Here is a 24,672-nt window from a genome sequence, read left to right on the forward strand (position 1 = left end):
CTGATTGTGTCGAAAGTACAAAGCAGTGCGGGCGTATCGGCGGGCCGCATCGGGCCGAACAGCGCGGTGGTGCGCGACTGGCTGGCCGACTACGTCTACGAGACGATGCGCACCGAGACGCTGGAGCAGGTGGTGGACCGCCTCGACAGCGCCATCGTCGCGCGCGTCCCCGAGTTGGCCGATCGCGACATGAGCCGCGATCTCGCCGCCAGCACCCGCGCCCACGCCAGGACCATGCTGAGCGGATTGACCAGCGACACCTTCGAATTGGCGATCCCCGAGGAGGCGCACGCTTTCGCGCGTACCATCGCGCGCCGCGGCTTCGACCTGCGCCTGCTGCTGCGCACCTACCACGTGGGCATGGAGGCGGTGCTCGACTACATGACCGACGCCGTCGAGCAGCGCGACGTGCCGCAGGAGATCGAGCGCGCCGTCATGCTCCGGCTGTTCGATCGGTCGACGAAGTGGGTCAGCATGTCGGTCGAACTCCTCACCGAGACCTATATGGAGGAGCGCGAGCGGGTGCTGCGCGCGGCATTGAACCGCCGCACCGAGACGGTGCACGCGCTGCTGTCCGGTGAGGAGATGGACGGCGACCAGGCCTCGATCCGGCTCGGCTACCGGCTCGCGCAGCAGCACCTCGCCTTCGTGCTGTGGACCGACGCGTCCGAACCCGGCGGCGACGGCGAGTCGACCGGACTGCTCGACCGTGCGGCCGCGCGGGTGGCAGGCGAACTCGGCAGCGCCAAGCTGCTCACCGTGCCGTCCGGTGCCAGCGGGATGTGGGCCTGGATCGGCCTCGAGGACGCGGCGCACGCCGCCGACCTCGCCGCGCCGGGCAGGCTCGCGCGACTGCTCGCCGGGCGCGTCGACGCGCCGGTGCGGGTCGCTTTCGGGGTGCCAGCGGCGCGGGCTGGCGGCTTCCGCGCGAGCCACCGCGAGGCGGTCGCGGCCCGGCACGTAGCGGAGCTCGCACCCGGCGACGGTTCGCGCGTCACCGTCTATCGCGATGTCGAGATCGCCTATCTCGCCGGAACCGACGAGGCGGCCATGCGCGGCCTGATCCGCCGCGAACTGCGCGAGCTGGCAGGCTCCGACGCCAACGCCGTCCGATTACGCCGGACTTTGCACGCCTACCTGGCCAGTCACCGCAGCCCGGAGGCCACGGCGAAGCTGCTCGGCGTGCACAAGAACACCGTCCGCTACCGGATCCAGCGGATCGAGGAACTGCTCGGCCATCCGATCGAGCAGCGCAGTCTGCCGCTGGAGGTGGCGCTCGCCTGCGTCGACGCCTACGGGGTCTGAATCCGCTCAGTCCACCTCGGCTCGCCGCACCGGCGGTTCGGTGGACGGCGCGATCGTGGTGTCCGGCAGCTCGTCGAGCAGGGTTGTCGTCGCCGCCGCGATGGTCGCCACGGCCTTGTCGACGGCCGCTTTGGTCGTGCTGCTGAGGCCGGACACGCCACCGACCTTGCGCACGTACTGCAGTGCGGCAGCATAGATTTCCTGCTCGGTAGCGGCAGGCTCCAGGCCACGCAGGACGGTGATGCTCTTACACATGCGTGCACATTAGCTCTCCACCCGCCGATGCGGCAGGCCAAGAAACGAGGGATCTGAAAATCGCCCGTGAAGTCGTGGACGCGTCGGCGATAAGCACGGCCGCGAGTCGCTCCATGGGGAACAATCGGAAACATGCCAGCCCGCGGTATACCAACGTTGACGACCTTCCCCTACGAAGAGCTCGACAAGCGGGAAGAGGACCACTGGTCAGGGACCGCGATATCCGACGACGAGCTGCGCGCCCTCGCGCTCGGCGGCTTCTACTCGGCCCGCTGGGACGCTTTCCACGACGCCCTGCTGCTCGGACCAGAGCGGGAGCATCCGCTCGGCGACCGCAGGGAGCTGGCCATCGACACACTGACCGGCGCGTGGGGCATCACCGACGGCACCGAGGCGCAGGCCTCGATGGAGCAGTTGCTGGACGGCATGCACGCCCCCCTTTACGCGATGGTGCATCCGCTCGTGATGGCCTCGATCAACGCCAGCGAGCGCGACCGCTTCGGCGAGCGCGCCGACCGGCACCGCGCGTTCCTGCGCCAGGTCGGCGCGTTCCGCGGCATGGACAACCCGGAGGCGCTCGTCCGCGACTACGACATCTGGTCGCAGGCCATCAAGATCGGCTTCACCGACCATCTGGCGCGCCCGCTGCCCAGCGACATCCACGCCTGGGATCTGGCCCGCGTCGTCGCGGTCGCCAGGATGGCGTTCACGGCCGGTTATTTGGAAGCCGACGTGGCCTGGGGTTATCTGATGCGGGCGCTGCCACTGGCCCAGCGCAAATACCGCAACTGGCGCCAGTTCGGCGACGCCTACCTCACCGGCTGGACCTACTGGCAGGCGTGCGAAGACCTCGCCGAACTCAAGAACGGCGGCGTCGACCGTCGCATGGAACTGCTCCGCCTCTGGACCCGCCCCACCAGCCCGTGGCGCCGCATCGCGCTGAACGACAAGAGCCCGGATCAGAGCTGACGCCTCTGGCGTGCGCGCAGCACGGAGCCCACATGCGCGGCGCGCCCAATTCCGCCGGCCACGAGCATCCGAGCCAGCGCGCGAGACTGCCGAAGCGCGAGACTTCCTGGTCGCGGCGCGCGAGGGTTCCTGGTCGGCCGTGGCTTCCTGGTCGGTGCGCGTGGCTCGCTGGTCGCGGCGCCGGTGCTTCGCGGCCGCCACGCAAGTGGCCGGCTCCCGGCCGCGTGGCTTCCTGGTCGCGGCGGGTGGCTTCCTGGTCGCCGCGGGTGTGCCTCCCTGCCGCCGCGCACATATCGCCTGGCCTCGGCCGCGCGTGCCGCTCGCCGCTGGGCGCGGGCATCCGGTCGTCGTGCACGGGGCATCCGGCCGCTGCGCGTGTGCTTCCTGGCCGCAGCGCGAGGCTTCCTGGCGCGGCGAGTGTGCTTTGTGGCCGCGCGCGTGGCTCCGGCCGCGTGGCTTCCTGGTCGTGGTGCGTGTGCTTTGTGGCCGCGCGCGTGGCTCCGGCCGCGAGCCTCCCTGGTCGTGGCGTGAGGCTTCCTGGTCGCGGCGCATGTGCTTCCCGGCCGCTGCGCACATATCGTCTGGCCTCGGCCGCGCGTGCCGCTCGACGTTGCGCACATGCATCCGGTCGCTGCGCACATGCATCCGGTCGCTGTGCAGAGGACATCCTGTGCACAGGACATCCAGCCTCCGCGCCCGAGGCCGCTGCTGTGCCGCTGCGCGAGGCTAAGGGGTCGCGACGGAATCCGGCAGCGAGCGCAGGATTCCGCGTCCGTAGCGCTGGAACTGGCCGTCGTCGACCATGCCGAGCGAATGCCGCTCGACGAGCAACTCCCATTCCGAATACAGCTGCGCCACACCGGGATCCGCGGGTCCGGCGGCGCCGTCCGCGGAATCGCGGCGGACCGCGAAGTTCACCGCGCAGGCGACCCGCTCGGTGTCGGCGCGGTCGGTGCCGGTGAAACGCAGGGTGATGTTGCCGTCGTGCACCTCCACGCCGGTCTCGCCGCGCGCGCCGATCTCACCGGGCGCGGACGGCGCGCCCTCGGTGGACCTGGCCCACAGCACCGCGGGGATCGGCAGCTCGTGCGCGTACCGCTCACCGGGACCGATCGAGATGAACAGCAGCCGCCCGGTGGTGACGGCGAGCAGGCCGGGCCCGGTGCCCGCGGGCGGGTGCGCCACGGCGACCGCGGTCTCCAGGACGTACTCGTCAGCCGTCACGTAACGATGCAGGGCGGCTATCGCGGGCCTGGCCTCGCGGCGCGGCGCCATCCTGCGCACCGCGCGATCCACGTCCGCGCGCGTCGGGCCGGTTTTCGTCCAGGTCGGCGCGGGTGGGGTCAGATCGGGCGCCGCGACATCGATGCGCTGGGCCGCCATGATCTGGTCGTTGATCCGCTCCACGATCTCGCTCGCCGCGGGTACGTCGTGCTCGGCGATCAGCACCGGAAGCGGGGTGCGGTCGGCGGGCACGCCGGTGAGCACCGGGGTGGGGTAGCGCAGGTAGATCTCGATGACGACGGCGTCGTCCGCGCGCCTGCTCAGCCGGACTTTGAGCAGATCGGTGACCGGCACGTCGAGGACGCGCTCGCCCTCGCTGCCCGGCCGCAGGACGATCAGCCGTCCGCGACCGTGGCGCACAATCGCTGTGGGTGTCCGTAGCTCGACTATGTCCATACCCCCTGCGCTCTGTCCGATTCGCGGGTTCCCCGCGGGGTTCGATGTGCGGCTTTCCCAGGGTCTTTCTTGGTTCGGCGAGCCGTCACCTCCGTGCCGTGAGCTCGCGCGCCGCTTTCGTCTCATGGTGACGCGAGCCACTGCCTCGTTGCCTGTCGGCTCGCGTTGTCTTGTTCAGTTGTCCAGTGCTCCCGAGGGCTCGCCTCCGCGGCCGCCCGCTCACGCCGGATGTTGTGTCGTCGCTCACGATAGGCCGAACATGCCATGATTGTGACCACTCGAGGTAAACCGGAGCGAGGAATCGGGAACCACCGTCGTCCTCCGACCGTTTACTTGTCGAACTGCACCAACTGCCGAACTGCGCGATGTATCGAGTAGACCGTACGCGGTAACGTGGCTTGTCCGCATCCGAACCCTCCCGGAATCGGGTAGGACCGGGCGGAATGCATCACGACGCGCCCGACGTTTCGCTAGGCAGAACCGGAGACACCGGAAAGGACTGGCCGCCCGGCCTACGCTCTATGAACCGCAAGACAGTGTTCCGCACCCTGGCCATAGTCTCGGGCATCCTGCTCGTGATCTATGCGTTCAGCTATTTCGGCAATGACACGCGCGGCTGGAAGAGCGTCGACACCTCGGTGGCGTTGAGCCAGCTGAACGACAAGGGCAACGTCAAGAACGTCCAGATCGACGACCGCGAGCAGCAGCTGCGGATCGAGCTGAACAACGGTAACGACGCGACCGACGGCCAGAACAAGATCATCGCCAAGTTCCCGGGCGGCAGCGAGACCTCGGCGCAGATCTTCGACGCCGTGCAGAAGTCGGGCGCTCCGTACAACACCGTGGTCAAGCAGGAGAGCTGGTTCACCCAGATCCTGCTGTTCGTGCTGCCGATGGTGATCCTGCTCGGCCTGTTCATCTTCGTGATGGCCCGGATGCAGGGCGGTGGCCGCGGCGGCATGATGGGCTTCGGTAAATCGAAGGCCAAGCAGCTGTCCAAGGACATGCCCAAGACCACGTTCGCGGACGTCGCGGGCGCCGACGAGGCCGTCGAAGAGCTCTACGAGATCAAGGACTTCCTGCAGAACCCGGTGCGGTACCAGACGCTGGGCGCGAAGATCCCCAAGGGCGTTCTGCTCTACGGTCCGCCCGGCACCGGTAAGACGCTGCTCGCGCGTGCCGTCGCGGGTGAGGCGGGCGTGCCCTTCTTCACCATTTCCGGCTCGGACTTCGTCGAGATGTTCGTCGGCGTCGGCGCCTCCCGCGTGCGCGACCTGTTCGAGCAGGCCAAGCAGAACAGCCCGTGCATCATCTTCGTCGACGAGATCGACGCGGTCGGCCGCCAGCGCGGCGCGGGCCTCGGCGGCGGTCACGACGAGCGCGAGCAGACGCTGAACCAGCTGCTCGTCGAGATGGACGGCTTCGGCGACCGCACCGGCATCATCCTGATCGCCGCGACCAACCGCCCCGACATCCTCGATCCCGCGCTGCTGCGCCCCGGCCGCTTCGACCGGCAGATCCCGGTCGGCAACCCCGACCTGGCCGGCCGTCGCGCGATCCTGCGGGTGCACTCGCAGGGCAAGCCGATCTCCACCGAGGCCGACCTGGACGGTCTCGCCAAGCGGACCGTCGGCATGTCCGGCGCGGATCTGGCGAACGTCATCAACGAGGCCGCGCTGCTCACCGCGCGGGAGAACGGCGCGGTCATCACCGGCGAGGCGCTGGAGGAGTCGGTCGATCGCGTGATCGGCGGCCCGCGCCGCAAGAGCCGCATCATCAGCGAGCACGAGAAGAAGATCACTGCCTACCACGAGGGCGGCCACACCCTCGCGGCATGGGCGATGCCCGACATCGAGCCGGTCTACAAGGTCACCATCCTGGCGCGCGGTCGCACCGGCGGCCATGCCATGACGGTGCCCGAGGACGACAAGGGCCTGATGACCCGCTCGGAGATGATCGCCCGCCTCGTCATGGCGATGGGCGGTCGCGCGGCCGAGGAGCTGGTGTTCCATGAGCCGACCACCGGCGCGTCCTCCGATATCGACCAGGCCACCAAGATCGCTCGCGCGATGGTCACCGAGTACGGCATGAGCGCGCGCCTCGGCGCAGTCCGCTACGGCCAGGAGCAGGGCGACCCGTTCCTCGGCCGGTCCATGGGCATGGGCTCGGACTATTCGCACGAGGTCGCCCGCGAGATCGATGAGGAGGTGCGCAACCTCATCGAGGCCGCGCACACCGAGGCGTGGGCGATTCTGAACGAGTACCGCGACGTGCTCGACGTACTGGCCACCGCGCTGCTGGAGCGCGAGACCCTGCACCGCAAGGATCTCGAGGAACTGCTTGCCGCGGTGGAGAAGCGCCCGAGGATCACCGCGTTCAACGACTTCGGCGAGCGCGTCCCCTCGGACAAGCCGCCGGTGAAGACGCCGGGTGAGCTGGCCGCCGAGCGCGGCGAGTCCTGGCCGCCGGAGCCGGTGCAGCCGTCGCTGGCCGCCGCCAAGCGAGAAGCCGTGCCCGCCAACGGTTATCCGCAACAGGGTGACCGTCAGCCGGAGCCGCAGTACGGCTACCCGAGCCAGCCCGCGACCGGTGGCTACCCGAGTCCGCACGCGCCGACCCAGGCGTACCCGCGCCAGGGCGGCACGCACGGCTCCCGTCCGGACTACGGCGCTCCGGCCGGTTGGTCGGCGCCGGGCTGGCCGCCGAGGGAGGAACCGCAGCAGCCGGCCGGGCAGCCGGGTTACGGCGGCGGCTGGGGCGGCCAAGGCGAGGCCAGGCACGGCTACCAGCCGTGGAGCAATCCGCAGCAGGGTGGTTCCGGCCAGGAGCACGGCGGCTACGACAACGACGGCTACGAGGAGCCGGGTCGTCCGAGCCAGCGCGCCGAGGGCGAGAACCACGAGTGGGATGGACCGAACGGACGGCGCTGAGCGGGCGCCGATTACGCTCGACCATCGGGGTGCCGAGTGATTGCCGGCGCCTGAGATTTTGGAGGTGTCCTCGATTGTCGGCCAATCATCATGCCGTCGGCTCGGCGCTCAACGGTCGCGACGAGGTCGAGCGCAACGGTGCCATGCCCGCGTCGACCCTGCCTGAACTGGTCGCACTGGAGACCGGGCGGCCGTTCGACCAGGACCGGGCCGAAGCCGCGGTTCGGGAGTTGCTGATCGCGATCGGCGAGGACCCGGACCGCCCCGGCCTGATCGAGACGCCCGCCCGGGTGGCCCGCGCCTACCGGGAAACCTTCGCCGGGCTCTACCAGGAGCCGGACGCGGTGCTGAATACCACGTTCGACGAAGGCCACCAGGAACTCGTGCTGGTGCGCGACATCCCGATGTACTCCACCTGCGAACACCATCTGGTGTCCTTCCACGGCGTCGCCCACGTCGGCTACATCCCGGGCGAACACGGCCGGGTCACCGGGTTGTCCAAGCTCGCGAGGCTGGTCGACCTCTACGCCAAGCGCCCGCAGGTGCAGGAGCGACTGACCAGCCAGATCGTCGACGCCATCATGCGCAAGCTGGAGCCGCGCGGCGCGATCGTCGTGGTGGAGGCCGAGCACCTGTGCATGGCGATGCGCGGCATCCGCAAGCCGGGCGCGAGCACCACCACCTCGGCCGTGCGCGGCCTGTTGCAGACCAACGCCGCCTCGCGCGCCGAGGCACTCGAACTGATCCTGCGCCGGTGAGGGAGGACACGGTGCCCGGTCGCACGAACGTCGTCGCGCGCGGCGGCCGCCGCTGCGTGGTGATGGGCGTCGTGAACGTCACCAGCGATTCGTTCTCCGACGGCGGCCGCTACCTCGATCCCGAACTCGCCATCGCGCACGGCGTCGAGCTGTACCGGGCAGGCGCCGACATCATCGACGTCGGCGGCGAATCGACCAGGCCCGGCGCGGACCGCGTCGATCCGGAAACCGAGGCGGCCAGGGTCGCGCCGGTCATCCGCGGGCTGGTCGCGGCGGGCGTGCCGACCAGCGTGGACACCATGCGGGCGAGCGTCGCCGAGGCGGCGCTCGGCGCCGGTGTGTCGGTGATCAACGACGTCTCCGGCGGGCGCGCCGATCCCGAGATGGTGAAAGTCGTTGCCGCTGCGGAAGTTCCGTGGATTCTCATGCACTGGCGGGCGGGTGCCGACTATCGGCACACCGGTCCGGCCGATCACTACGACGATGTCGTCGCCGAGGTGCGCGCCGAGTTGAACGCGCAGGTCGAGCTCGCCGTCGCCGCGGGCGTCGACCCGTCCCGGCTGATCCTGGATCCCGGCCTCGGCTTCGCCAAGAACGCCGACCACAACTGGGCGCTGCTCGGCGCGCTGCCCGACTTCGTCGCCGACGGCCTTCCGGTGCTGATCGGCGCCTCGCGCAAACGCTTCCTCGGCGCCCTGCTCGCCGACGCCGACGGTCCGCGGCCGCCGGACGGCAGGGAGGTCGCCACCGCGACGGTCTCCGCGCTGGCCGCCATGCACGGCGCCTGGGGAGTCCGCGTGCACGACGTGCGAGCCTCCCTGGACGCGATCGCCGTCACCGACGCCTGGCAGCGCGCCGCCCGGCCGATTCCGCGAGGAGCGCAGGAATGAACTCGTCCACGGCACCGGTGACCCACGAGGGCCGACCGGGGGAGCGCGGCGGCCTGCCGTCCGGTCCCGACCGGATCGAACTGCGCGGGCTGCGCGCCTTCGGTAACCACGGGGTCTTCGAGCACGAGCGCCGCGACGGACAGGAGTTCGTCGTCGACCTGACCGTGTGGGTGGATTTCGCGGCGGCCGCCGCCTCCGACGACTTGGCCGCCACGGTGGACTACGGCGCGCTGGCCGAACGCGCGGTGCGGATCGTGCAGGGCCCGCCGCGCAATCTGATCGAGACGGTGGTCTCCGAGATCGCCGACGACGTGATGACCGACCCGCGCATTCGCGCCGTCGAAGTGGTGGTGCACAAGCCGTCCGCCCCGATTCCGCACACCTTCGCCGATGTCCGCGTGGTGACCTCCCGCGTGCGCGAGGGCGCCGAATGAGTCGCGCCGTCCTGTCGATCGGCTCGAACATGGGGGACCGCTTAGCGCACCTGCGCAGCGTTGTGGATGGGCTCGCGCAGCGGGTCGTCGCGGTGTCGGCGGTGTACTCGACCGCGCCGTGGGGCGGTGTGGATCAGGACGATTTCCTCAATGCCGTTGTGCTGGTGGACGATCCGGAGCTGGATTGCCTCGGCTGGTTGCGCAGGGGCCAGGAATTCGAGCGGGCCGCGCACCGGGTCCGCGAAGTGCGCTGGGGCGCGCGAACTCTCGACGTGGACGTGGTGTGGTGCGCCGAATCCGGTCCGTCGGGGCCGGTGCCGTGCGTCAGCGCCGATCCGGAGCTGACCCTGCCGCACCCGCAGGCGCACAACCGGGCCTTCGTGCTGATCCCGTGGCTGGACGTGGAACCCGAGGCGCGGCTGTCCGTCGCTGGGGTCGACCGGCCGGTCCGGGAATGGCTCGCCGCGCTCGACGCCGACGAGCGGGCCGGTGTGCACCGGACCGAGCTGTCGCTGCACCGGACCGCGGGGGGAGCCGCATCGTGAAGCTCAAACCGACCAGGGTGCTCGACCTGGGCGCCAACGTGCTGATCGCGGCGATCGTCGCGTGGATCGCCACCAGGGTCGCCTACGCGAATTTCCCGCCGATCTCGATCTACGCGGGGGCCTCGCTGTATCCGGTGGCCGCCATCGAGGTCGTGCTCGCCTTCGTCATCCGCGCCAGGGTCAGCGACCACCAGATCGGGGACGGCAGGGACCAGTTGCATCCGATCACCGCCGCGCGCGCCGTCGCGTTGGCGAAGGCCTCGCTGCAAGTCGGTTCGATCGCCGCCGGTGTCTGGCTCGGCTTCCTGTGCTGGGTCTTTCCGCAGCGCGGCACCCTCCGGGCGGCTGCCGCCGATTCGCCGGGCGCGGTCGTCGGCATGTTCGCGGGGGTGGCGCTGGTCGCCGCCGCGCTGTGGCTCGAGTATTGCTGCCGGGCTCCTGACGAGCCGCCGGACGAATCAGCAACTACGTAGCAATTCTTCTGATCGGAAGCGAAAGACCAGTTTCTGGGCGTGCCGCGCCAACCCCGCTACCCTGGCGTGCATGGTTTCACCCTCCCGTAGCAGCACTTCCCGTCCACAGCGGGATCAGGCGGGAAAATTGTTCGTCGGCGCTTTGATTCTGCTCGGTCTGATTGCCAGTGTTTTCCTGGTCTTCAGCAACAGCCTGCAGTTCATCAGGATCGGTCTGATCGCCGCACTGTGGGCCGCCGCGATCGGCGCGCTCGCCGCGACCAAGTACCGCAAAGACGCCGATGTGGACAAGGCGAAGGTGCGTGACCTGCAGACGGTCTACGAACTTCAGCTCGAGCGGGAGATCACCGCGCGCCGCGAATACGAGCTCGGCGTCGAGGCGAGGGTGCGCGAGGAGGTCGGCGCGGACGCCGCGGAACTGGCCGCGCTGCGTGCCGAGCTGACGGTGTTGCGGCAGAGTCTGCAACGCCTCTTCGACGGCGATCTGCCGATGGACCGGCCCGCGCTGCGCGCCGACGCCACCCGAATCCAGGAGTTGCCGAGCGCGTACGGCGATCCGGCGAACGATAGCTCCGCGAATGCCGACGGGTGGGTCGGCCCGCTGGGACAGCAACCGCGCAGCGCGGTCACGCCGGTCTTCGTCCCGGATCATCCGGAGCCGCCGGTCTTCGCGAGCCCGTTCGACGAGCCGGTCACCGCGGAGACCGCGGTCGTCTCGCCCGACGACTACCCGGACGAGGGCTACGACGACTACGCCGCCGGGTACTCGGAAGACGCGGCCGACCTCGTCCACACGACGGGCCCGCTCGGCAGACCCACGGCCTGGTCCGACGCCTTCACCCCGGTCGAGCGGGAAGAAGCGCAGGCCGAACGCGAGGAACCGCAAGCCGAGCCGTCCGCCCCGCTCCGCCTTCCACCACTGGACGAGGACGCCGCCCCGCACCCGACCATCCCGCCCCTGGCCACCCCGCACCCCACCCCGACGGTCGGCACCGCCAGCTCCCGCCGACGCCGCCGCGTCGACCCGGACGCCGACTCGGGCAACGCCTCCCGCCGCCTCTCGGTCGCGGAAATCATGGCGAACCTGCAATCCGAACAAAAAGGCAGCGGCTAACCCTGCCCCTGCCGGCCGTCTCGCTGCCCAGCAGGTCGAAGCGCATGCATGAACTCGGCCCGCAACGATCCCCGACGCACCATCCGCACTCTGCCGACCAGCCCCGGAGCGAGCCCGACGAGCGACCGTTCGCGGCCGTCTCGCTGCCCAGCGGTCGAAGCGCATGCGACGAAGTCGCGAGTCTCGACCGCTGGGCAGCGAGACATAAAGGCCGCGAACACGCGCGCGCCAGCGCGCCAACAAGCACTGTCTTTCAAATCACGTCCGGGGGCCATGGCATCGGCAAACTTCGGGCCGATATCCTCGACCTCGTAACGTCTGGTACCCGCGGTGCGGGACTGGAACGACATCGAGAGGACAGTGTTGACCTCGAGAAGCGTGACTTCTGACAACGCGGCTTCGGGCTTCGACCCTGCGCCCGCACGCCTGACGGTGGGAATCGTCTCGGCGGGACGCGTGGGTTCCGCACTCGGCGCAGCGCTCGAGCGAGCCGGGCACGTGGTGTTCGGCGTCTCCGCCATTTCCGACGCCTCCAAGCACCGGGCTCGGCTGCGGCTGCCCGAATCCGAGATCCTGCCGATCGAAGAGGTGGCGGCGCGCAGCGAATTGTTGCTGCTCGCGGTGCCCGATACCGAGCTGCCCGGGCTGGTGCGCGGATTGGCGAGCTCGGGTGTGGTCCGGCCGGGCACCATCGTGGCGCACACGTCGGGCGCCAACGGCGTCGGTGTGCTCGCGCCGCTGGCCGAGATCGGCGCGCTGCCGTTGGCCATCCACCCCGCGATGACCTTCACCGGCCACGACGAGGACGTCACCAGGTTGGGCAACGCCTGCTTCGGCATCACCGCCGCCGACGACATCGGCTACGCGATCGCGCAGTCGCTTGTCATCGAGATGGGCGGCGAGCCGGTGCGGGTCTCCGAGGAGAACCGCGCGCTGTACCACGCGGCGCTCGCGCACGGGAGCAACCATCTGGTAACCGTGGTGCTGGACGCGGTGGAAGCGTTGCGCGAGGCGCTGGCCGGTCCGGGTCTGCTAGGTCAGCAGATCGTGGACGACCAGCCCAACGGACTCGCCGAGCGTCTGCTCGCCCCGCTCGCGTCGGCCGCGCTGGACAACGCGCTGCGCCGCGGTCAGTCCGCGCTGACCGGCCCCGTCGCCCGCGGTGACGCGGACGCCGTCGCGACGCATCTCGCGGCGCTCGAGGCCACCGACGAGCGGCTCGCCGCAGGCTACCGCGCCATGTCGCTGCGCACCGCCGAGCGCGCCAAGACCAACCCCGCCCTGATCGAGCTCCTGGAAGGACGCCGTTGATGGATCCGAAATTGCGCGGCGCCTACAAGCCGGGCGAACTTACCGTGCACCACGATCCCGCCATGGTCGCCGCCGTGGCGAAGGCCTTGCGCGGCGTCGGCCGCAGCATCGGTTTGGTGCCGACCATGGGCGCGCTGCACGAGGGTCACCTCGAGATCGTGCGCCGCGCGAAGCGGACCAATCAGGTGGTGATCGTCTCGATCTTCGTCAACCCGCTGCAATTCGGCGCGAACGAGGATCTGGACAAGTACCCGCGCACCTTGGACGCCGACGTCGAACTGCTGCGCGCCGAGGGCGTCGACCTGGTGTTCGCCCCGAGCGTGTCCGATATGTACCCCGACGGCCCGCGCACCACGGTGCATCCCGGCCCGATCGGCGCGGAGCTGGAGGGCGCGAGCCGTCCGACGCATTTCGCGGGCATGCTCACGGTGGTGGCCAAGCTGCTCCAGATCGCCCGTCCGAGCGAGGCGTTCTTCGGCGAGAAGGACTACCAGCAGCTCACGCTGATCCGGCAGATGGTGCGCGACCTGAACTTCGACGTGAAGATCGTCGCGGTCCCGACCGTGCGCGAGCAGGACGGCCTCGCGCTCTCCTCGCGCAACCGCTACCTCGATCCGGCGCAGCGCGAAGCCGCGCTGGCCCTTTCCGCGGCGCTGTCGGCGGGCAGGCACGCGGGCGGCCTCGGCGCCGACGGCGTGCTCGCCGCCGCCCGCGCCGTTCTCGATGCCGCGACCGGCGTCGACGTCGACTACCTCGAACTGCGCTCCTCGACCCTCGGCCCGGCCCCGGCCTCCGGCAACGCCCGGTTGCTTGTCGCCGCGAAGGTCGGCGCCACCCGGCTCATCGACAACATCGCCGTCACCCTCGGCGCTCCGATCGACGGCCACCCGAACCTCGTATCCCAGCCGGCACCGGCAGCTTTCTAGAAAGGCGACGACGAAGATGTTGCGCACCATGATGAAGTCCAAGATCCACCGCGCCACCGTGACCCACGCCGACCTGCACTACGTCGGGTCGGTGACGGTGGACCAGGATCTGCTGGACGCGGCCGATCTGCTCGAGGGCGAGCAGGTCTGCATCGTCGACATCGACAACGGCGCCCGCCTGGAGACCTACGTGATCGCGGGTGAACGCGGTTCCGGCGTCATCGGTATCAACGGCGCCGCCGCGCACCTGGTGCATCCCGGCGACCTGGTCATCCTGATCGCCTACGGGATGATGAACGAGCAGGAGATCGCCGAGTACGACCCGAAGGTCGTCTTCGTCGACGAGCGCAACCGCCCCGTCGAGCTCGGCTCCGATCCGGCGCACGCCCCCGAGGGCTCCGGCCTCACCTCCCCGCGCTCGCTGCGTTCACCCACCCCGCCGGCTCCGCCGGCTGCCGTCCCCGTTGTCTTCGCCTGACGGCCAGAACTTCGAAAGTCGGGTGAGCAATGCTGCTGACCATCGACGTCCGCAACACCAGCATCGAGCTCGGCCTGTTCTCCGGCAGCGGCTCGCACGCAAAGCTGGTGCGGCACTGGCGGATGCACACCAATCCGCTGCTGACCGCCGACGAGTTCGCCATGCAGGTGCGCGGTCTCGTCGGGGCCCAGCTGGACGAGGTGATGGGCGTCGCGGCCCTGTCCACGGTGCCGCCGGTGCTGCACGAGCTGCGCGCCATGCTGGAGCGGTACTGGTCGCACGTGCCGCACGTGGTGGTGGAACCCGGTGTGCGGACCGGCATTCCGTTGCTGGTCGACAATCCGAAGGAGATCGGCGCCGACCGGATCGTGAACGCGCTCGCCGCCCAGCAGCGCTTCGGCTCGGCCGCGATCGTCGTCGATTTCGGGACGGCGACCACCGTGGACCTCGTCTCGTCCAAGGGCGAGTTCCTCGGCGGCGTCATCGCGCCCGGCGTCGCCATCTCCAGTGAGGCGCTCATCGAGCGAGCGGCGCTGCGCCGCGTCGAGTTGGCGCGCCCGCGTTCGGTGGTCGGCAAGAACACCGTCGAGGCGATCCAGTCCGGCGCGGTGTTCGGTTTCGCCGGGCTGGTCGACGGTCTGATCGACCGCATCCGCGACGAGTTCGACGCGTTCGCGGGCGACGACGTCGCGGTGGTCGCCACCGGCATCAGCGCGCCGCTGATCGTGCCGGAGTCGGAGACCATCGACCATCACGAGCCGCACCTGACCCTGACCGGGCTTCGCCTGGTCTACGAACGCAACCAGCAGCGCCGCAAATCCTGACCGCGCGCCCGGGGTGGGGCGTGTATCACCCCGGGTGGGTCTGTTGCTCCCGCGAAGAGCGCTGCTAGACTCGCCGACGTGTCTTTCCGCGTGAGCACCCAGGAGTGTTGTCGAGGCTGATTCCGGCCTCGACCGATCGAGGCCGACCACGAGTCCCTCGACCGATCCCCACCTCCTGGAGTTTCGCTCATGCGTTCCTCTGTTCTTTCCCTTTCGTCCGCACGTGACGGCCTGTCGGCCCGTCCGCCGGTCGACCGTGCCGTCGCCCCAGCGCTCCCGACCCGGCTGCGTCCCGCCGATCTGCTGCGGCTGACCGACGAGGGCGCCGAGGACGTGCTCGCGGGCCGCTACGACCACCTGCTTCCGGCGGGCGGCGTCTGGCCCGTCGAAGAACGCTGGGCGGCCCGGTTGCTCTCCGACGACGAGGTCGACGTCTGGCTGATCAGCTGGACGCCGGGCAAGTCCACCGAGCTGCACGACCACGCCGGATCGCTCGGCGCGCTCACCGTGCTCAGCGGCGCGCTCTCGGAATTCCGTTGGAACGGCACGGAATTGCGCAGGCGCACGCTGACCGCGGGCGATCAGGCTTCCTTTCCCATCGGCTGGGTGCACGACGTGATGCGCGCACCGGCCGCCGCCGAATCCGCGGGCCCGCTCGATCCGACGTTGAGCGTGCACGCCTATTCCCCGCCGCTGACCGCGATGTCCTACTACGAGGTGACCGGCCACGGCACCCTGCGGCGTACCCGAACCGTTCTCACCGACCAGCCCGAAGGTGATATGTGATGGCCCCCTTGACCATCGATCAGATGCTCGACAACGCGCGCGAGCAGATCGACCGGATCTACGCGTTCGAATTGCCCGCCGCGCTCGCCAGGGGCGCCATTCTGGTGGACATCCGCCCGCAGGCGCAGCGCGAGCGGGAGGGCACGCTGCCCGGCGCCCTGGTGATCGAGCGGAATGTGCTCGAATGGCGGCTCGACCCGACAAGTTCGGCGCGTTTGGCGCTGGCCGCCGATCACGACGTGGAATGGATCGTCGTCTGCTCCGAGGGCTACACCTCCAGCCTGGCCGCCGCCTCGCTGCAACAACTCGGGCTGCACCGGGCCACCGATCTGATCGGCGGTTACCAGGCGCTCAAGGCGGCGGGCCTGCTCACCATCGCGAGCCGGGCGCCGCACTTCGCCCGCGAGGTCACCGCGCTCGCCTCGCTGTAATTCGGCGCGAGTTGCTTCTATCTCGAAATAGTAGGTAGCGCAATCGGTTTCGGTATTCCTTCGGCTTTCGTTCCGAAGGTGGCCCTCGGAAAGGCGCCCGGGGTCGGCACCGGAAATCGATGCCGATTCGTTACTATCGGGCGGAGCCCGGGCGGCCGCAAAAGGATTTCCGGTGCACGCTAGGGTTGTCCGATGTGAGCACCCCGAACACGCCCTCGTCCGGTCGCTCCGCGGGTTCGGTTCCTGCGGCGCAATCCCGCCGACCCGCCCCGGAAGTCGACGACGTCCCGGAGCAGATGCGGATTCGCAGGGAGAAGCGTGAGCGGCTGCTCGCGCAGGGCGCCGAGGCGTATCCCGTTGTGGTGCCGCGCACGCACTCGCTGGCCGAAATTCGGGCCGCCTTTCCCGATCTGCCCGCCGATACCCAGACCGGGCAACTGGCAGGCGTCGTCGGCCGCGTCATTTTCCTGCGCAATACCGGCAAGCTGTGTTTCGCCACGCTCCAGGAGGGCGACGGCACCAAGCTGCAGGCCATGATCAGCCTCAACGGCGTCGGAGCAGACGCGCTGGCGGCCTGGAAGGCCGATGTGGACCTCGGTGACTTCGTTTTCGTGCACGGTGAGGTCATCGCCTCGCGCACGGGGGAATTGAGCGTCATGGCCGATTCCTGGTCCATGTCCGCCAAGGCGCTGCGGCCGCTGCCGGTGGCGCACAAGGAGATGAACGAGGAGTCGAGGGTCCGGCAGCGCTATGTCGACCTGATCGTGCGTCCCGAGGCCAGGGAAATGGCGCGCACGAGGGTCGCGGTGGTGCGCGCGCTGCGTGCCGCGCTGGAGCGCCGCGGTTTCCTCGAGGTGGAGACGCCGATGCTGCAGACGCTGCACGGCGGCGCGGCGGCCCGGCCGTTCGTCACCCGTTCCAATGCCCTCGATATGGACCTCTACCTGCGCATCGCGCCGGAACTGTTCCTCAAGCGGTGCGTGGTCGGCGGTTTGGAGAAGGTCTTCGAGATCAACAGGAACTTCCGCAACGAAGGTGCCGACTCGACCCATTCGCCCGAGTTCGCAATGTTGGAAACGTATGAGGCCTATGGCACGTACGACGACTCGGCGAAGATGATCCGGGAATTGGTACAGGAAGTCGCGCAAGAGGCTTTCGGCACCCAGGTGGTGACCCTCGCGGACGGTACCGAATACGATCTTCGGGGCGAGTGGGCGACCGTCGAGATGTACCCTTCGCTGTCCGATGCGCTGGGTGTCCGAGTCACCCCGGAAACATCGGTCGAGGAATTGCTGGCACTCGCCGATCGGGTCGGACTGGAAATTCCGGAGGGCAAGGGCTACGGCCACGGCAAACTGGTCGAAGAACTATGGGAGCACGAGTACGGTGACAAGCTCTATGCGCCGACATTCGTACGCGACTTCCCGATCGAGACCTCGCCGCTGACTCGTCAGCACCGCAGCAAGCCCGGAGTTACCGAGAAGTGGGATCTGTACGTCCGCGGCTTCGAGTTGGCCACCGGCTATTCGGAGTTGGTCGATCCGGTGATCCAGCGCGAGCGGTTCGTGGACCAGGCTAGGCTCGCCGCGCAGGGCGACGACGAGGCAATGGCGCTGGACGAGGACTTCCTTGCCGCGATGGAGCACGGTATGCCGCCGACAACTGGAACCGGTATGGGAATCGATCGGTTGTTGATGGCACTCACGGGATTGGGAATCCGCGAAACGATACTGTTCCCAATTGTGCGTCCGGTCACGCAGCGAGGTGTGAGCGACCGACGCACAGGCGACGCCGGAGCGTAACCAGCCAGCGGTCGGCGAACATCGCAAATCAAACAGAGTCGGGTGCGTTTCGATAGCCGAAGTCTCGTCTTGGAATTTTCTGAATTCGAGGTATTCTTGCCTCGGGTAATCGGCCTAGTATGCGGGTCGCACGATTTCGAGAGGACGTTCATCTCATGGCAAAGAAGGTCACCGTTAGCCTGATCGACGATGTCGACGGTGAGTCCATCGCGGACGAGACCATCGAGTTTGCGATCGACGGTGTGTCGTACGAGATCGACCTGTCGTCGGCAAATGCCGCGAAGCTGCGTGACGGGCTGGAGCAGTGGGTTTCCAGTGCGCGCCGGGTGAGCGGTCGTCGCCGCGTGAAGGCCGCCGCGGGTACCGCCGCCACCCCGAAGAGCCGGGTCTCCATCGACCGGGAACAAAGTGCGGCAATTCGCGAGTGGGCGCGCCGGAATGGCCACAAGGTCTCCGCTCGCGGCCGTATCTCCGCCGACATCACCGACGCGTACAACAAGGCCGCGAAGGGTTAGTACTTTTCCACCCGCTGCCGCCTGGGCGAATCGTGCGACGCCCGGGCGGCAGCAGCATTTCGTCGGGCATCGGGCCCGACGCCGACCATCGACCGGACCGGCACGATCTTGCTCGTGGTACCCCGAAGCGGCACCATGGAAACTGTGCGAAGGTCGTCACTGGCGGTATGGAGAGATGAGGTATCGGCGCAGTGACTGGATTCGTCGGATCATTGTTGCGATTCACCGATGACTCGGGCCGCCAGCAGGAGCTGATGCTGAGCCCGGATCAGCAGCGAGTCACGATCGGCCGTTCGCCCCATGCCGATCTCGCGTTGCGCTGGGACGCGGAGGTCTCGCGCCTGCACGCGGCCGTCGAATACCTGGGCGCGCACTGGACGATCGTGGACGACGGGCTTTCCCGCAACGGCACCTTCGTCAACGGCGAGCGACTGGTCGGCAGGCGCCGCCTGATGGCGGGCGACAAGATCCGGGTCGGCACCTCGCTGGTCTCCTTCCACGATTTCGGCGCGGTCGCCGACGACGCCACCCGCACCTCCACCGGCTCGATTCCCACCCTGCGTTCGCTCACCGAGACCCAGCGCGCGGTGCTCGTCGCGCTGTGCCGCCCGTACAAGAACGGCGCGGGCTTCGCGACCCCGGCCTCCAACCAGCAGATCGCCGAGGAACTTTTCCTCAGCGTCGATGCCATCAAGACCCACCTGCGCGCCCTGTTCGCCAAGTTCGGTGTGGAGAGCCTGCCGCAGAACCAGAAGCGGGTGCGGCTCGCGGCGTTGGCCATGCAGAGCGGCATCATCTCCGACCGGGATCTCTGAACCGCGTCTGGACGCCCGCTTAAGCGGGCGAGCGTCTCGACCATGGAGGCGCGGGCCCTTTCACGATTGACTCGTACTCGTCGCCGGACCGAGAAGATTCGGACCCGGACTGTGAGGCAGGAGAAATCGAATGTTCGCGCTGAGAATCGCCGCGCTGGTGGCGGCCGTGCTGGCTACGGGTCTGACCGCCGGGGTGTTCTACGCCTACGCCATCTCGGTGATGCCCGCGCTGAAGCGCAGCGACGATCGGACCATCATCGACCTGATGCAGAAGATCAACGTGGTCATCATCAACCCCTGGTTCATGATCGCGTTCCTCGGCACCGTCGCGTTCGGCATCATCGCCGCGCTGCTGCACTTGGGCCGGGACCACCGCGCGACCCTGGTCTGGATCGGGATCGCCGTGGTGCTCAACGTGATCGCGTTCGCGGTGACCGCGGGATTCAACGTTCCGCTCAACGATCAGCTGGCCGCCGCGGGCGACCCGGCGCAGATCGCGGACATGGCGGCGGTCCGCGCGAACTACGAGGCCGCCTGGGTGCGCTACAACGTGATTCGCGCCGTGGTGCACACCTTGGCCTTCCTCGTGCTGTGCGGCGCGCTGTTCGCGGCGGGCGTCCAGCAGGGCAAGAGCGAGGCCGCGGGTCCGGCCCAGGCTGGGACGGCCTACGCGGCGCCCGCCGGATTCGGTGCGCAGCCCGCGGCGGCACACCGGCTCGGCTGATCCTCGTCGGTAGAACGGGTTATAAGTTACCCGCCGGTATCGGCACTATCTGGGACACGTCGTCGGTAGCTTCTTCTGGAACAAGTTCCAGAATTGGAGGCTCCATGCGACGTGTCCCAGTTCCGTTCGTGGTGGCCTTCGTGCTCGCCGCACTGTGGATCGGTGCGGCGGGTTCGGCGCACGCGCAGCGCTACCCGGTCGTCTACAACTTCTTCTCCGGCATTCCGTCCGAGCTGACCAACCCGGGTGGCTCGCTGCCCGGCGCCAACGACTGGTCCTGCCGCCCGAGCGCCGAGCACCCCAACCCGGTGGTCCTCGCGCACGGCACCGGCGGTGGCGCGCAGACCAATTGGGGTGTGTACGTGCCGCTGCTCGTCAACGAGGGCTACTGCGTCTACTCGCTGACCTACGGCGCCCACGCGCTGCCGTGGCCGTTGTCCGCGATCGGCGGCATGCGGCCGATGGAACAGAGCGGCCTGGAATTCGCCGCCTTCGTCGACCGCGTGCTCGCCGCGACCGGCGCCGCGAAGGTGGACGTCATCGGGCACTCGCAGGGCAATTTCATCGGCAATTACTACGTCAAGCGGCTCGGCGGCGCGGACAAGGTGGACAAGCTCGTTGGCCTCGCGCCGCCCTGGCTCGGCACCAACGCCGGAGGCCTCGGCAACGCCGCCGCCTTCGCGACCGGCCTCGGCGCGGGTGGGATCTTCGACTCGGCGGTCGGTGCCACGCTGTGCCACGCCTGCCGCCAGCTCATCGCGGGTTCGCCGTTCCTGGAGTCGCTCAACGCCGACGGCGTCTACCACCCCGCCGTCACCTACACGAACATCGCCACCCGGCTCGACGAGGCCGTTATCCCGTACACCGCGGGGCTGGTTCCCGGCCCGAATGTCACGAATGTCGTGGTTCAGGACGGTTGCGCACAGGATTACTCCGAGCACGCGGGCATCGCGGGCACCGCGCGGGCGGCGGGATTCGTCCTGAACGCACTCGACCCCGCCCATCCGCGGCCGGTACCGTGCCAGTTCGCCGCACCGTTCACGGGCTGACCTCGGGCGCGGCAGCCGCCCGGCCGCCGGATTGATTCGAAATTCGCGGATTGCCGGGAACACCGGGGGTGGTTCGGTCGTTTGCACTGGCAGGGGCGTCAACGGGGCGACGATGGCCCGTGGATCGGGGCGAGATTGCCGGATCACAGGGTGTTCGCTGTCGGCAAAACCGGATCGGAAACGAAACCCGAAACGCTCACGTTATGAGTGAATGACCGTGCTGTCGCTGGTCCCCAATAGGGTGGACTGGAGGCGGCCCGGACCCCCGCCAACTAGAGTGGAGGCGGGGGCCGCAACCCCCGGGCTTCATGGCAGGCTGACGACCGAAGGTTGACCACAGCACTGAAGCGTCGGACGCCTATGAAGGTCTGAGCAGGAGAGTGAGGGAGCGATGTTCGAGAGGTTCACCGACCGCGCGAGGCGTGTCGTTGTCCTGGCCCAGGAAGAGGCCCGGATGCTCAACCACAACTACATCGGCACCGAGCACATCCTGCTTGGCCTCATTCACGAGGGCGAGGGAGTCGCGGCGAAGTCGCTGGAGTCCCTTGGCATTTCGCTGGAGGGTGTGCGCAGCCAGGTGGAGGAGATCATCGGCCAGGGTCAGCAGGCCCCGTCCGGCCACATCCCGTTCACCCCGCGCGCCAAGAAGGTGCTTGAGCTGAGCCTGCGCGAGGCGCTGCAGCTCGGCCACAACTACATCGGCACCGAGCACATCCTGCTCGGCCTCATTCGCGAAGGCGAGGGCGTTGCGGCGCAGGTGCTCGTCAAGCTCGGCGCCGACCTCAACCGGGTCCGCCAGCAGGTCATCCAGCTGCTTTCCGGGTACCAGGGCAAGGAGCCGGTGGAGTCCGGCGCCCGCGGCGAGGCCGGGACCCCGTCCACCTCGCTGGTGCTCGACCAGTTCGGTCGCAACCTGACCCAGGCTGCGCTCGAGGGCAAGCTCGACCCGGTCATCGGCCGCTCGAAGGAGATCGAGCGCGTCATGCAGGTGCTCAGCCGCCGCACCAAGAACAACCCGGTGCTGATCGGCGAGCCCGGCGTCGGCAAGACCGCTGTCGTCGAGGGTCTTGCGCAGGCCATCGTCAACGGCGAGGTTCCCGAGACGCTGAAGGACAAGCAGCTCTACACCCTCGACCTCGGTTCGCTGGTCGCGGGCAGCCGCTACCGCGGTGACTTCGAAGAGCGCCTGAAGAAGGTGCTCAAGGAGATCAACACCCGCGGCGACATCATCCTGTTCATCGACGAGCTGCACACGCTGGTCGGTGCGGGCGCGGCCGAGGGCGCCATCGATGCGGCCTCGATCCTGAAGCCGAAGCTGGCCCGCGGCGAGCTGCAGACCATCGGCGCGACCACCCTCGACGAGTACCGCAAGTACATCGAGAAGGACGCCGCCCTGGAGCGCCGTTTCCAGCCGGTCCAGGTGGGCGAGCCGACCGTCGAGCACACCATCAACATCCTCAAGGGTCTGCGCGACCGCTACGAGGCGCACCACCGGGTGTCCATCACCGACGGCGCGCTGGTCGCCGCCGCGACGCTGGCCGACCGCTACATCAACGACCGGTTCCTGCCGGACAAGGCGATCGACCTGATCGACGAGGCGGGCGCGCGCATGCGCATCCGTCGCATGACGGCTCCGCCGGACCTGCGCGAATTCGACGACAAGATCGCCGACGCGCGCCGGGAGAAGGAGTCCGCGATCGACGCGCAGGACTTCGAGAAGGCCGCGCGACTGCGCGACAAGGAGAAGCAGCTCGTCGCCAAGCGCGCCGAGCGGGAGAAGCAGTGGCGATCCGGTGATCTGGACGTCGTGGCCGAGGTCGACGACGAGCAGATCGCGGAGGTGCTGGCCAACTGGACCGGTATCCCGGTGTTCAAGCTCACCGAGGAGGAGACCACCCGTCTGCTCCGCATGGAGGACGAGCTGCACAAGCGGATCATCGGCCAGGAGGACGCGGTCAAGGCCGTCTCCAAGGCGATCCGCCGCACCCGCGCCGGCCTGAAGGACCCGAAGCGTCCGTCCGGCTCGTTCATCTTCGCCGGCCCGTCCGGTGTCGGTAAGACCGAGCTGTCCAAGGCGCTGGCGAACTTCCTGTTCGGCGACGACGACGCGCTCATCCAGATCGACATGGGCGAGTTCCACGACCGCTTCACCGCCTCGCGGCTCTTCGGTGCCCCTCCGGGCTACGTCGGCTACGAGGAGGGCGGCCAGCTCACCGAGAAGGTGCGCCGCAAGCCGTTCTCGGTCGTGCTGTTCGACGAGATCGAGAAGGCCCACCAGGAGATCTACAACACCCTGTTGCAGGTCCTCGAGGACGGCCGCCTGACCGACGGCCAGGGCCGGACCGTGGACTTCAAGAACACGGTGCTGATCTTCACCTCGAACCTCGGCACCTCGGATATCTCGAAGGCCGTCGGTCTGGGCTTCTCGCAGTCCAACAACGAGGGCTCGAACTACGAGCGGATGAAGCTCAAGGTCAACGACGAGCTGAAGAAGCACTTCCGGCCCGAGTTCCTCAACCGCATCGACGACGTGATCGTCTTCCACCAGCTCACCAACGCGCAGATCGTCGAGATGGTGGACCTGATGATCAACCGCGTCGCCACGCAGCTGAAGAACAAGGACATGGCGATCGAGCTCACCGAGAACGCCAAGAACCTGCTCGCCAAGCGTGGCTTCGACCCCGTGCTCGGTGCCCGGCCGCTGCGCCGCACCATCCAGCGCGAGATCGAGGACCAGCTGTCGGAGAAGATCCTCTTCGGCGAGATCGGCCCAGGCCAGACCATTGCCGTGGACGTCGAGGGCTGGGACGGCGAGGGCTCCGGCGAGGACGCCAAGTTCACCTTCACCGGCAAGGCGAAGCTGACCAAGACGCCCGTCGAGGAGAAGCCCGAGGTCGTGCTGACCGGCGCGGGCGAGGGCTCCACCACGGAGGCCGCGTCCGGCGAGTAAGCCGCAACGAAAGGCCCGCCCCCAACGGAAATCCGTTGGGGGCGGGCCTTTTTCGTACGTGTTTCGGGTACGTGCTTCGGCGTTTGTGCTCAGCCGAAGTGCATGATCGCCGCGGAGCCGGTCTTCGCCGCGTCGCGGAAGAACGTGACGAGGACGTCGTAGTGGTAGCGCAGGTAGCCGAGTCCTTCGTCGCCGTCCCTCGTCCAGATGCCCGGATAGACGTTCGCCTCGTCCATGGCGGCGGGGTCGTAGTGGGCGGCGAGCGCGGTGAACGGTGTCGCACGCAGCCGCTCGGCCGTCGAGCGGACGAGATCCGGCGACCACGCGTAGTACTCGTCGACGATGAGATCGCCGTCGTAGAACAGGTTTACCCTGGACTCGGCCGCTTCGAGCAGATAGCGCAGTCCGTCCCACGCCTTGTCGAGGTAGCCGCTGGGATCCCCCTTCGCCCGCTCGATATCCCAAACCTCGTCGCCCGCTTCCGCTCTCGCGGCGACCAACTCGCCCAATCGTTCCGCCGTGACCTTGGTGAACGACAGAATCACGCCCATTGTTTTCCCCACTCCCTCGGAATACGGGCGCTGTGCCGCATTCCGATCCGACTGTCTGTATTGCCAATCGAGTCGGAATGTAGTCGGGTCGACCGACAGCTTTGCCCGTCCGGCCGAAGTGCCGATCAGGCAGGGGATGCGGGCGCGGAGCTGCCGT

The 24,672-nt window shown here is 68.6% G+C and carries 24 protein-coding genes; 21 read left to right on the forward strand and 3 right to left on the reverse strand.

All coding sequences use genetic code 11. The features are described 5' to 3' along the window. Positions 1-6 precede the first annotated feature (6 nt). Complete coding sequence (locus NAM01S_RS26050; protein ID WP_253799293.1) at positions 7-1,305, forward strand: PucR family transcriptional regulator; 1,299 nt, start codon at positions 7-9, stop codon at positions 1,303-1,305. A gap of 6 nt (positions 1,306-1,311) precedes the next feature. Here NAM01S_RS26050 and NAM01S_RS26055 read toward each other — a convergent pair whose 3' ends face one another. Continuing rightward, complete coding sequence (locus tag NAM01S_RS26055; protein ID WP_067789971.1) at positions 1,312-1,560, reverse strand: DUF2277 domain-containing protein; 249 nt, start codon at positions 1,558-1,560, stop codon at positions 1,312-1,314. 132 nt (positions 1,561-1,692) lie between these two features. On the opposite strand from NAM01S_RS26055, the gene NAM01S_RS26060 reads away from it, so the two are divergent. Next, on the forward strand, positions 1,693-2,529 hold the full coding sequence (locus NAM01S_RS26060) for a DUF1266 domain-containing protein (protein WP_067789974.1): 837 nt from the start codon (positions 1,693-1,695) through the stop codon (positions 2,527-2,529). A gap of 726 nt (positions 2,530-3,255) precedes the next feature. On the opposite strand, the gene NAM01S_RS26065 is transcribed toward NAM01S_RS26060, so the two are convergent. Beyond that, the gene (locus tag NAM01S_RS26065; protein WP_067789977.1) at positions 3,256-4,209 is read right to left on the reverse strand and encodes a hypothetical protein; all 954 of its coding nucleotides are present in this window, start codon (positions 4,207-4,209) and stop codon (positions 3,256-3,258) included. A gap of 521 nt (positions 4,210-4,730) precedes the next feature. Here NAM01S_RS26065 and ftsH point away from each other — a divergent pair. From ftsH to NAM01S_RS26160, 19 genes are all read left to right on the forward strand, one after another. Further along, on the forward strand, positions 4,731-7,139 hold the full coding sequence (gene ftsH / locus NAM01S_RS26070; protein ID WP_067789980.1) for an ATP-dependent zinc metalloprotease FtsH: 2,409 nt from the start codon (positions 4,731-4,733) through the stop codon (positions 7,137-7,139). A 143-nt stretch (positions 7,140-7,282) separates the two neighbouring features. Next, positions 7,283-7,897 (forward strand): GTP cyclohydrolase I FolE, encoded by a 615-nt coding sequence (gene folE / locus NAM01S_RS26075; RefSeq protein WP_097247890.1) that lies wholly within the window; start codon positions 7,283-7,285, stop codon positions 7,895-7,897. A gap of 62 nt (positions 7,898-7,959) precedes the next feature. Further along, positions 7,960-8,787 (forward strand): dihydropteroate synthase, encoded by an 828-nt coding sequence (gene folP, locus NAM01S_RS26080; protein WP_067790093.1) that lies wholly within the window; start codon positions 7,960-7,962, stop codon positions 8,785-8,787. Continuing rightward, a complete protein-coding gene (gene folB, locus NAM01S_RS26085) occupies positions 8,784-9,221 on the forward strand; it encodes a dihydroneopterin aldolase (RefSeq protein ID WP_067789985.1) in 438 nt (145 codons plus the stop codon). Before folP ends, folB begins: the two co-directional genes overlap by 4 nt. Beyond that, positions 9,218-9,766, forward strand: coding sequence for a 2-amino-4-hydroxy-6-hydroxymethyldihydropteridine diphosphokinase (gene folK / locus NAM01S_RS26090; RefSeq protein WP_067789988.1), 549 nt, complete (start codon positions 9,218-9,220; stop codon positions 9,764-9,766). The genes folB and folK overlap by 4 nt, the downstream gene beginning before the upstream one ends. Continuing rightward, the gene (locus NAM01S_RS26095; protein ID WP_067789991.1) at positions 9,763-10,239 is read left to right on the forward strand and encodes a DUF3180 domain-containing protein; all 477 of its coding nucleotides are present in this window, start codon (positions 9,763-9,765) and stop codon (positions 10,237-10,239) included. Before folK ends, NAM01S_RS26095 begins: the two co-directional genes overlap by 4 nt. 70 nt (positions 10,240-10,309) lie before the next feature. Beyond that, positions 10,310-11,353 (forward strand): DUF6779 domain-containing protein, encoded by a 1,044-nt coding sequence (locus NAM01S_RS26100; protein ID WP_067789994.1) that lies wholly within the window; start codon positions 10,310-10,312, stop codon positions 11,351-11,353. Between the two features lie 378 nt (positions 11,354-11,731). Then, the gene (locus NAM01S_RS26105; RefSeq protein ID WP_097247744.1) at positions 11,732-12,664 is read left to right on the forward strand and encodes a Rossmann-like and DUF2520 domain-containing protein; all 933 of its coding nucleotides are present in this window, start codon (positions 11,732-11,734) and stop codon (positions 12,662-12,664) included. Next, the gene (gene panC / locus NAM01S_RS26110; RefSeq protein ID WP_067789997.1) at positions 12,664-13,590 is read left to right on the forward strand and encodes a pantoate--beta-alanine ligase; all 927 of its coding nucleotides are present in this window, start codon (positions 12,664-12,666) and stop codon (positions 13,588-13,590) included. The genes NAM01S_RS26105 and panC overlap by 1 nt, the downstream gene beginning before the upstream one ends. Positions 13,591-13,606: 16 nt before the next feature. Continuing rightward, positions 13,607-14,068: an aspartate 1-decarboxylase gene (gene panD / locus NAM01S_RS26115; protein ID WP_067790000.1), complete on the forward strand. Its 462-nt coding sequence runs from the start codon at positions 13,607-13,609 to the stop codon at positions 14,066-14,068. 29 nt (positions 14,069-14,097) lie between these two features. Continuing rightward, the gene (locus NAM01S_RS26120; protein WP_067790002.1) at positions 14,098-14,892 is read left to right on the forward strand and encodes a type III pantothenate kinase; all 795 of its coding nucleotides are present in this window, start codon (positions 14,098-14,100) and stop codon (positions 14,890-14,892) included. 189 nt (positions 14,893-15,081) lie between these two features. Beyond that, complete coding sequence (locus NAM01S_RS26125; protein ID WP_097247747.1) at positions 15,082-15,678, forward strand: cysteine dioxygenase; 597 nt, start codon at positions 15,082-15,084, stop codon at positions 15,676-15,678. Between the two features lie 8 nt (positions 15,679-15,686). Continuing rightward, on the forward strand, positions 15,687-16,109 hold the full coding sequence (locus NAM01S_RS26130) for a rhodanese-like domain-containing protein (RefSeq protein WP_067790101.1): 423 nt from the start codon (positions 15,687-15,689) through the stop codon (positions 16,107-16,109). Between the two features lie 296 nt (positions 16,110-16,405). After that, the gene (gene lysS / locus NAM01S_RS26135; RefSeq protein WP_067790102.1) at positions 16,406-17,911 is read left to right on the forward strand and encodes a lysine--tRNA ligase; all 1,506 of its coding nucleotides are present in this window, start codon (positions 16,406-16,408) and stop codon (positions 17,909-17,911) included. A gap of 155 nt (positions 17,912-18,066) precedes the next feature. Next, positions 18,067-18,426: a histone-like nucleoid-structuring protein Lsr2 gene (locus NAM01S_RS26140; RefSeq protein WP_067790005.1), complete on the forward strand. Its 360-nt coding sequence runs from the start codon at positions 18,067-18,069 to the stop codon at positions 18,424-18,426. A gap of 254 nt (positions 18,427-18,680) precedes the next feature. Further along, entirely contained in the window at positions 18,681-19,241 is a 561-nt protein-coding gene (locus tag NAM01S_RS26145) for an FHA domain-containing protein (protein ID WP_245910550.1), read from the forward strand. A 130-nt stretch (positions 19,242-19,371) separates the two neighbouring features. Continuing rightward, positions 19,372-19,965: an anthrone oxygenase family protein gene (locus NAM01S_RS26150; RefSeq protein WP_067790011.1), complete on the forward strand. Its 594-nt coding sequence runs from the start codon at positions 19,372-19,374 to the stop codon at positions 19,963-19,965. 104 nt (positions 19,966-20,069) lie between these two features. Beyond that, on the forward strand, positions 20,070-21,014 hold the full coding sequence (locus NAM01S_RS26155; RefSeq protein ID WP_067790014.1) for an esterase/lipase family protein: 945 nt from the start codon (positions 20,070-20,072) through the stop codon (positions 21,012-21,014). A gap of 391 nt (positions 21,015-21,405) precedes the next feature. Further along, positions 21,406-23,964, forward strand: coding sequence for an ATP-dependent Clp protease ATP-binding subunit (locus NAM01S_RS26160; RefSeq protein ID WP_067790016.1), 2,559 nt, complete (start codon positions 21,406-21,408; stop codon positions 23,962-23,964). An 89-nt stretch (positions 23,965-24,053) separates the two neighbouring features. On the opposite strand, the gene NAM01S_RS26165 is transcribed toward NAM01S_RS26160, so the two are convergent. Next, the gene (locus NAM01S_RS26165; protein WP_067790019.1) at positions 24,054-24,515 is read right to left on the reverse strand and encodes a YfbM family protein; all 462 of its coding nucleotides are present in this window, start codon (positions 24,513-24,515) and stop codon (positions 24,054-24,056) included. Between the last annotated feature and the right edge of the window lie 157 nt (positions 24,516-24,672).

It is taken from the genome of Nocardia amikacinitolerans NBRC 108937 (assembly GCF_001612615.1).
Taxonomy (GTDB): domain Bacteria; phylum Actinomycetota; class Actinomycetes; order Mycobacteriales; family Mycobacteriaceae; genus Nocardia; species Nocardia amikacinitolerans.